The sequence below is a fragment of the Italian clover phyllody phytoplasma str. MA1 genome, assembly GCF_000300695.1.
Lineage (GTDB): Bacteria > Bacillota_I > Bacilli_A > Acholeplasmatales > Acholeplasmataceae > Phytoplasma.
The window spans coordinates 1-8,444 of the sequence record NZ_AKIM01000009.1; the positions used below are offsets into that span (position 1 = coordinate 1).

At 27.7% G+C, this 8,444-nt stretch carries 8 protein-coding genes; all 8 read left to right on the plus strand.

Annotation, left to right across the window (positions count from 1 at the left end; genetic code table 11):
* Window positions 1-406 precede the first annotated feature (406 nt).
* The 8 genes from RI01_RS00375 to RI01_RS00410 all read left to right on the plus strand — a co-directional run bounded on the left by RI01_RS00375 (window position 407) and on the right by RI01_RS00410 (window position 8,272).
* The gene (locus RI01_RS00375) at window positions 407-838 is read left to right on the plus strand and encodes a hypothetical protein (RefSeq protein ID WP_235728170.1); all 432 of its coding nucleotides are present in this window, start codon (window positions 407-409) and stop codon (window positions 836-838) included.
* A 417-nt stretch (window positions 839-1,255) separates the two neighbouring features.
* Window positions 1,256-2,833, plus strand: a complete 1,578-nt coding sequence (gene rny, locus RI01_RS00380) for a ribonuclease Y (RefSeq protein ID WP_017192692.1) — start codon at window positions 1,256-1,258, stop codon at window positions 2,831-2,833.
* Window positions 2,834-2,910: 77 nt separating this feature from the next.
* Window positions 2,911-3,681, plus strand: a complete 771-nt coding sequence (locus RI01_RS00385) for a TIGR00282 family metallophosphoesterase (RefSeq protein WP_017192693.1) — start codon at window positions 2,911-2,913, stop codon at window positions 3,679-3,681.
* Window positions 3,682-3,731: 50 nt separating this feature from the next.
* The gene (gene miaA, locus RI01_RS00390; RefSeq protein WP_017192694.1) at window positions 3,732-4,613 is read left to right on the plus strand and encodes a tRNA (adenosine(37)-N6)-dimethylallyltransferase MiaA; all 882 of its coding nucleotides are present in this window, start codon (window positions 3,732-3,734) and stop codon (window positions 4,611-4,613) included.
* Window positions 4,614-4,617: 4 nt separating this feature from the next.
* Complete coding sequence (efp, locus tag RI01_RS00395; RefSeq protein WP_026052425.1) at window positions 4,618-5,190, plus strand: elongation factor P; 573 nt, start codon at window positions 4,618-4,620, stop codon at window positions 5,188-5,190.
* Window positions 5,191-5,310: 120 nt separating this feature from the next.
* Entirely contained in the window at window positions 5,311-5,982 is a 672-nt protein-coding gene (gene cmk, locus RI01_RS00400; RefSeq protein ID WP_017192696.1) for a (d)CMP kinase, read from the plus strand.
* The gene (gene der / locus RI01_RS00405; RefSeq protein ID WP_017192697.1) at window positions 5,979-7,298 is read left to right on the plus strand and encodes a ribosome biogenesis GTPase Der; all 1,320 of its coding nucleotides are present in this window, start codon (window positions 5,979-5,981) and stop codon (window positions 7,296-7,298) included. The genes cmk and der overlap by 4 nt, the downstream gene beginning before the upstream one ends.
* Window positions 7,295-8,272 (plus strand): NAD(P)H-dependent glycerol-3-phosphate dehydrogenase, encoded by a 978-nt coding sequence (locus RI01_RS00410; RefSeq protein WP_017192698.1) that lies wholly within the window; start codon window positions 7,295-7,297, stop codon window positions 8,270-8,272. Before der ends, RI01_RS00410 begins: the two co-directional genes overlap by 4 nt.
* Window positions 8,273-8,444: the final 172 nt, after the last annotated feature.

Genomic DNA, 8,444 nt, shown 5'->3' on the forward strand with positions numbered 1-8,444 from the left:
TTCTTTAGTTTGAAAAGATAGGAAATTATCTATTAATTTTTAGTCTTAAAGAACAATTTTAAAATAAAAAGTTGTATGAAAAAAACGGAACAGCCCAGCCTCACCCCTTTTATAGGGTAAAAATTATTATAAAACGAAAAAGATAATAAAGTAATTTTTCTTATTTCTATAAGTCAAATGTTAATATATAATATTAACGGATAGTTAAATTTTAAATATTTGTAAAAATTATTATAATTTTATAAACTTTCCGACTTAAACATAAATCAAAAATTAAACTTAAAAACTTAAAATTAAACTTTAAAAACATTAAAAAAATAAATCATCCAAAAAAAAGGAGTTTTAACAAAAAAAATTGACAAACAAATTCAATTCTAAAAAATTAATCATTGGGTCACTTTTTATAATGGCTATTTTAATGGTTATTTTTTCAGTCATTTATATCAGCGCTTTTGCTGCAGAAGAAAATATAGCAGAACCAGAAGAACCCATCTCAGAAGAAATAGTTTCAGAAGAAACGCCTTTAAACATTGAATCAGAAGAAAATATAGCAGAAAATTCGGATTTAACACCTCCAAAAGAATACCAAATCGTTCCAGAAGGCAAGAGTAAAACAGGCACTAGTGCAGACTTATTCGATAAATTCCAAAATTCACAAATATTTCATCAAATAAAAAATAAAACAATTGCTTTAGGTCAAAATTTATTAGATAAAACGCAAAAACAAGTATTAAATCCACAAAAACAAAATAAAAATAATATAGCCGAAGATAAAAAAACTCCTTCGCGCAAAAGACGCAAAAGATCTATTTCCAATAAAGTCAATCAATTATCTTAGACTATATATAAAAATAGTTTTTTAATTGTACCCCCTTTATCTAGGACAATCATAAACAAATTAAAATTTTTTAATTTGTTTATTTTTTATATATTCGTATCATAGAAAAGAAGTCTGGGGAAGAACAAAAAATATTTAACCCTTTTGTCTTATTTATAGGACTTTCGGCCTTTACAATAATGTTGTTTTATGGTATAATGTTTTTTTACAATCCTAATTTAGAATTAAGATAAAAAAAAGATAAATTAATTTTTAAAAGAATTTTATTTAAAATATAAATAAATGTTTTTTTTAATTCTAAATAATGGTTTATAATAAGGATAAGTTATTTTTGTTTGATAAAAAAATTATTTTCATTTTCAAGAATAAAAATAAAAAAAACACACATATGTAAAAAAGGGAAGGCATACAATTAAAATGTTACCAGGAACAAATTTATGGTTCCTTGCTTTGGTTGTTCTGCTCTTAATCTTATTAACTGCGGGAGTTTATTATTATTTTTTTCATTATCGGTTTAAAATTGAAAAAATGCTTCAAAACGCCAATAAAAAAATCAAAGATAAAATAATAAATTCTCAAATATTAGCGCAAGATATCTTATCAGAAGCTAAAAAAGAAATTTATTTATTAAAAAAAGAAACAGAATATGATTTAAATCAAAGAAGAAAAATAATCGTTAATTTAGAGGAAAAAATAATTTATAAAGAAGACTTGTTGGCTTCTCGAACTAAATATTTAAATGAGAAAGAGGAATTATTGTTTTTTAAAGAACACAATATCAATAAACAAAAAAAAGAAATGGAACGCCTTCAAAGCAAGATCCAACAAATTATTAACCAACAACAATCAAAATTAGAAGAAATAGCTTCTTTAACTCAAGTTAAAGCTCAAGAAATTTTAATGGAAGAGGCAAGAACATTAGTTGCGCAAGATATGATGTTTTTAATTAAAGAAAAAGAAGAAGAGTTGAAATTTAAAGTTAAAAAACAAGCCACTAATTTATTAGTTTTCACAATGCAAACTTTATCTCGAGATATTTCTTCGGAACATAATGTAGATATCATTTATTTTGAAAATAATGATTTAAAAGGTCGTATTATCGGTAAAGAAGGTAGAAACATTAAATCTTTTGAAATTATCACAGGAGTTGATCTAATTATAGATGATGTTCCTAACACAGTTATTTTAAGTTCTTTTGATTCTATTAGAAGAGAAATAGCGAGAAGAACTTTAGAAAGTTTAATCGTAGATGGTAGAATCACTCCAACTAGTATTGAAAAAACTTTTAATAAAATGAATTTTGAAGTAGATAATTTTATACAAGAAATAGGCGAAGAAGCTGTTTTAGAAACTAAAATAGGTTTTATTCATAATGATTTAGTCCAATTGTTGGGTAAATTAAATTTTAGAACTAGTTATGGGCAAAATGTTTTAAGACATTCTGTGGAAGTAGCTTTTATAGCTGGCAAATTAGCCGCTGAATTAGGTGAAAACCAAAATATTGCTAGAAGAGCCGGTCTTTTGCATGATATAGGAAAAGCCCTAGATTACGAAATAGAAGGCAGTCATGTTAAAATTGGTGTGGATTTAGCGACTAAATTTCAAGAGCCTGAAGAAGTAATAGATACTATAGCATCTCATCATGAAGACGAAGAACCAAAAACTGTTATAGCTGTTTTAGTGGCTATTGCTGATGCAATTAGTTCTTCTCGTCCTGGAGCACGTAGAGAATCAATCGAAAATTATATCCAAAGGATAACTCAATTAGAAGAAATAGCCGATAACATTAAAGGAGTTGAGAAATCTTACGCTATTAGATCAGGTAGAGAAATAAGAGTAATTGTTAAACCAGAAGAAATTGATGATTTAGCAACTTTTTTGATAGTCGAACAAATTAAAAAGCAAATTCAAAAAAACATCAATTACAATGGAAGTATTAAAATAACAGTTATCAGAGAATTTAGGGTGACCGAAGTTTTTGACGTTAATAGTTAAAAAAGTTATTTTAAATGATTATTTGGTTAATTTTATTAATTCAACAAATGAGGAAAAATACAACAAAGGAGCAAACGATGAACATTCTTTTTGTCGGAGACATTTGTGGAAAATCAGGTGTTGATTATTTAATGGAAAAAATCAATCTCTTAAAAAAAAAATATAATGCCGAAATGGTCATTGTTAACGCCGAAAACGTAGCCGATGGACAAGGTTTAAATTATGAAAATTACCAAAATTTAACTCTTTCTGGAGTTAATTTAATGACTATGGGAAATCATACTTGGAAGCACAATTCTTTAGAAAATTTTATTGACCATTCTAACGTTATTCGTCCAGTTAATGATGAAAGCAAGAAAGCGGGAAGTGGTCATAAAATCGTTACATATCAAAATAAAAAGGTATTGATAATAAACGCTTTAGGAAGAGTTTTTATGAATAACGACTCTTTATCTTCCCCTTTTACAGAAGTAGATAAAATTTTACACGAATATCGTGACCAATATGATTATTCTTTATTGGATTTTCACGCTCAAGCTACTAGTGAGAAAATCGCTTTAGCTCATTATTTTGACGGAAGAATCGATGCTATAGTGGGAACTCATACTCACGTCCAAACGAATGATGATCGTATTTTGCCTAAAAAAACGCTTTATATATCTGATGTAGGCATGACAGGTCCTTTAGATGGCGTCATCGGTCAAGATAAAAACATTATTATTAATAATTTTTTAAATACTAAAAACAAAATGAAACAAAAAAACGCTGAAGGGAAAAGACAATTAAATGGAGTTTTATTGACCTTTGGCAAAGAGAGAAAAATTACTAAAATTAAATATAGCGAATAAAAAAATTACTGTCTATTTAAACCTCATTCCAAAAGAAATCGGAAAAGAATGTGAAAAAAATTATAGTTATTGCAGGTCCGACCACATCAGGAAAGACCGCTCTTTCAATCAAATTAGCTCAACATTTTCAAGGTGAAATAATTAACGCTGATTCAGTGCAAATTTATCAAAAATTTGATATTGGTTCAGCTAAAGCCACTTTAGAAGAACAAAACAACATTAAACATCATTTGTTAAACGTTATTTCACCTAAAGATTGTTATAATATTTATGATTTTCAAAAAGATGTCAGAAAAATTATTCCTCAAATTGATGTTCCTTTTTTAGTGGGAGGAAGTGGTTTATATATTAAAGCCGCTCTTTTTGATTATGAATTTGAAGGAAAAGCTTTTCCTAAAAATTATTTAGACGAAAAGACGGATATTAAGCAACTACTTCAAGCAGTGAAAGAAAAAGATCCTCATTTGGTTTTAGATGAGAATAATCCTCACCGCATTATCAGCGCTTATCAACATTTAAACCAAAGCAAATTAAGATCTGAGAAACAAGGTAAAAAAACGCCTCTTTTTGATTTTTTAGCGATTTATTTAGATATCGATCGCAAGATTTTAAAACAAAGAATCATTTTAAGGTTAGAACAGATGTTAAAAAAAGGTTTTATCGAAGAAGTCAAAATTTTAATCAAAGATTATCCTCAAGCTAATTTCAATATTATCGGATATCGGGAAATAAAATTTTTTTTAGAAGATAGAATCACTTTAGAAGAAGTTAAACGCTTAATTATTTCTAAAACTTTTAAATACGCTAAAAGACAAAAAACATGGTTTAAAAACCAAATAAAACCTTTATTTGTGATAGATGCTTTATCAGATGATTTAGAAAACCAAGCTATTAATATAATTGAAAAATTTTTAAAAAAGGAATCCAACTAAAATGATGATTAGTACAAACGATTTTAAAACAGGTCAAACCATTAAATTAAATAATCATATTTACCAAGTTATTGAGTTTTTACATGTTAAACCAGGCAAAGGAGCGGCTTTTGTACGAAGTAAACTCAAAAACTTGAGAACAGGCGCAATTATCGAACATACTTTTAATTCTGGTATCAAAGTAGAAACAGCGTTAATTGACAAAAGAAAATTAAAATTTTCTTATATTTCTTATGAAAAATACGTTTTTATTAATGAGACGACTTATGAACAAATTGAAATACCACAAAAAATCCTAAAAGATACAGTTAAATATTTAACTGAAGAAATGGTGGTAGAAGTGGTTTTTTGTGATGAAAAAGAAATTTTAGGCGTTTCTTTGCCAGACAAAATATCTTTAAAAGTGGTACAAACGGATCCTGGAGTGGTTGGTGATACTAAAAAAACTACCACTTATAAAGATGCTGTTTTAGAAACAGGTTTAACGGTTAAAGTACCTATTTTTATCGCTGAAGATGAAACAATTATTGTGAATACAGAAACAGGACAATACGTCTCTCGAGACACGAGTAAATAATGTTAGAATAAATTTTGAAATAAAAAAAAGAAAGATATCTCAATATAATATTCGGAGGAATATTTCCACAATTCATCAACTCAAAGAAAGAGAATCAAAAAACGCGGAGAATGTTATAATATGTTAAGTTTTAAATTAGCTATTGATGGGCCAGCTGGTTCAGGTAAAAGCACTATCAGTCAATTATTATCGGATAAATTTGGATGGTTTTATTTAAATACAGGTATTTTATTCCGTATTTTGACTTATTATGTTTTAAAGAATAAAGTACCTTATAAAACTCCAGAAGACCAAAAAAACTTAGCTAAAAGGTTAGAAGAAACTCATATTAAATTAGCTGACAATATCTTTTATTTGAATAATGAAGATTTAACCGCTCGTTTAAAAGATAAAGAAATAGAAAAAGAAATCTCTTTTATTTCTTCTTTAGCTGTAGTAAGAAATAAAATTTTTAATTTACAACAAAAATTAATTCAACAACATCCTTTTATTATTATGGACGGAAGAGACATTGGAACTGTTGTGATGCCCAAAGCTAATTTAAAAATTTTTTTAACGGCTTCTGTACAAATGAGAGCTCTTAGAAAACAAAAAGAATTGTTTGCTAAAAAACAAAAAAATATTTCTTTAGAAAGTATTGCGGAAAGTATCGAAGCGAGAGATAAACAAGATATAGAAAGAGAAATAGCTCCTCTAAAAAAAGCCGAAGATGCTTTATTATTAGATACGACTGATATGTCTATTGATGAAGTGGTGCAATTTATAGAAGCTAAAATAATGGAAAAATTATGAATTTTAAAGTAGCTATTATAGGGCGCCCTAATGTAGGCAAATCGAGTTTATTCAATCGTATTTTAAATGAAAGAATATCGATTGTTTATGAAAAAGCAGGAACGACCAAAGATCGTATTTATTCTAAAGCTACCTGGTTAAACCAAAGTTTTTCTTTGATTGATACTGGAGGAATTGAAATTGAAAATGTCTCTATTAAAGAACAAATTAAACATCAAGCAGAATTGGCTATTAATGAAGCCCATTTAATTATTTTTGTGACCGACGGTCATACTAGATTGATTCAAGAAGATTTAGATATCGCTAAACTACTTTATAAAAAAAATATTCCTATTATCGTAGCAGTCAATAAAATCGATAATATTAATTTTATCGAAAATGTTTATGATTTTTATTCTTTAGGTTTTGATGAATTAGTGGGAATTAGCACTCATCATGGTATTGGTATTGGTGAATTATTAGATAAAGTAATCGCTCATCACCCTCGCAAAACAGATGTCAAAATTAATGGTGAAGAATTAATGTTTTCTTTGATAGGACGACCTAATGTAGGGAAATCAACCTTAACTAACGCTTTATTAACACAAGAAAGAATGATTGTTTCTGATGTTCCTGGCACCACTACAGACGCTGTGGAAAGTGTTTTTCAAAAAAACGGTAAAACGTATCATATCGTAGATACTGCCGGTTTAATAAAAAGAGGCAAAATTTATGAAAAACAAGAAAAATACAGTTCTTTAAGAGCTTTAAGCGCTCTTGAAAGAAGTGATATTGTTTGTTTTGTTCTGGACGCTAGTCAAGAAATTTCTGATCAAGACCGTAATATTGCGGCTATGATTTTTAACTATGCTAAACCTTGTATGATTGTAGTGAATAAATGGGATTTAGCGGAAAATAACGATAAAGATATGAAAAAATTTGATCAAAAAATCAAAAATGAATTTAAATTTTTTGATCATGTTCCTATTGTGTATGTGTCAGCTTTTAATAAAAAAAGAATTCATACCTTTTTTCCTGTTTTAGAAGAAATATTTTATAATTATCATCAATCTTTTAGTGCCGCCCTTTTGAACGATATTTTGCATGAAGCGACACAAATGAATCCTCCTGCTTTATTTAAAGGCGGAAAGGCTAAATTTTATTTTTTGAAACAAACATCGACCAAACCGCCGGAATTCGTTTGTTTAGTTAATAATCCTGATTATATTCATTTTTCTTATAAAAGATATTTAAACAACCAATTGAGATTACACTTAGAATTAAGAGGATTACCGATTAAAATGATTTTTAAAAAGAAAGAAATGGATTTGTTATGAAAAAAATCACTATTATGGGCGGCGGCGCTTGGGGTTCTACTTTAGGACAAGTTCTGACCGACAATCAACATCAAGTCTTAATATATGATAATAACGAAACATATATTAATAAAATTAATAATCAACAACATCCTATTTTTGATTTATCTTTGCAAAAGATTGTTGCTACTATTGATTTAGAAAAAGCGTTGAATTTTGCAGATATCATTGTTTTATGTATCCCTGCTCAAAAAATGAGAACTTTTTTAAAACAAATTAATCCTCTTTTGGAAAAACCCAAAAGTTTTATTAACGCTTCTAAAGGGATTGAAACTAAGAGTAATAAAATGATTTTTCAAATTACTAAAGAGGAAATAGATCCTGATAAGTTGAAAAATTATGCTTCTTTATTGGGCCCTTCGCATGCGGAAGAAGTCATTTTAAGACGAATAACTTTTTTATTGTCTGCTTCTGATGATAAAGTTTTTAGCGAAGAAATAGTGGAAATGTTTTCTAACCCTCATTATTTGAAAATCAATTCTTCTGATGATGTTATTGGATCCGAATTATGTAGTGCTTTTAAAAATGCTTTATCTTTGGTAAGCGGTGTTTTAGATAATGAGGATTTCCAAACTAACGCTAAAGCGGCTTTTATCAGTTTAGGCATTATAGAAATGAAAAAAGTGTTAGAAGTTTTAGACATGAAAACCGACATTGTTTTAGGGCTTTCTGGTTTAGGAGATTTTATTGTGACAGCTTTTAACGAAAATTCACGTAATTATCAAGCGGGTAAAAAAATCCGTTTAGGAATAGATTTAAACGATATTTATGCTAATTCTTTTCAAACTATTGAAGGAGTTAACAATTTAAAAGTTTTTTATGACTTATCTATAGAGAAAAACATTTCTTTACCTATCATCCAAAGTGCTTATCAAGTCGTTTTTGAAAAAAAACCCCTAGAAAATATTTTATCTAAGATATTAGAGACAAAATAAAACAAAAATAAATGATTTTGTGTTAATAAAGATCAATTGTGTGTTAAAATCAAGTTAGATTCATGTTGTTATTGAAAAAAATAAATTATTATAAACATAAACAAGATTTTCAATTTTGAAAACAAATGAATCCATGTTATTTTTTGTAGTTGATAAAAGATTTTTTTGTTAA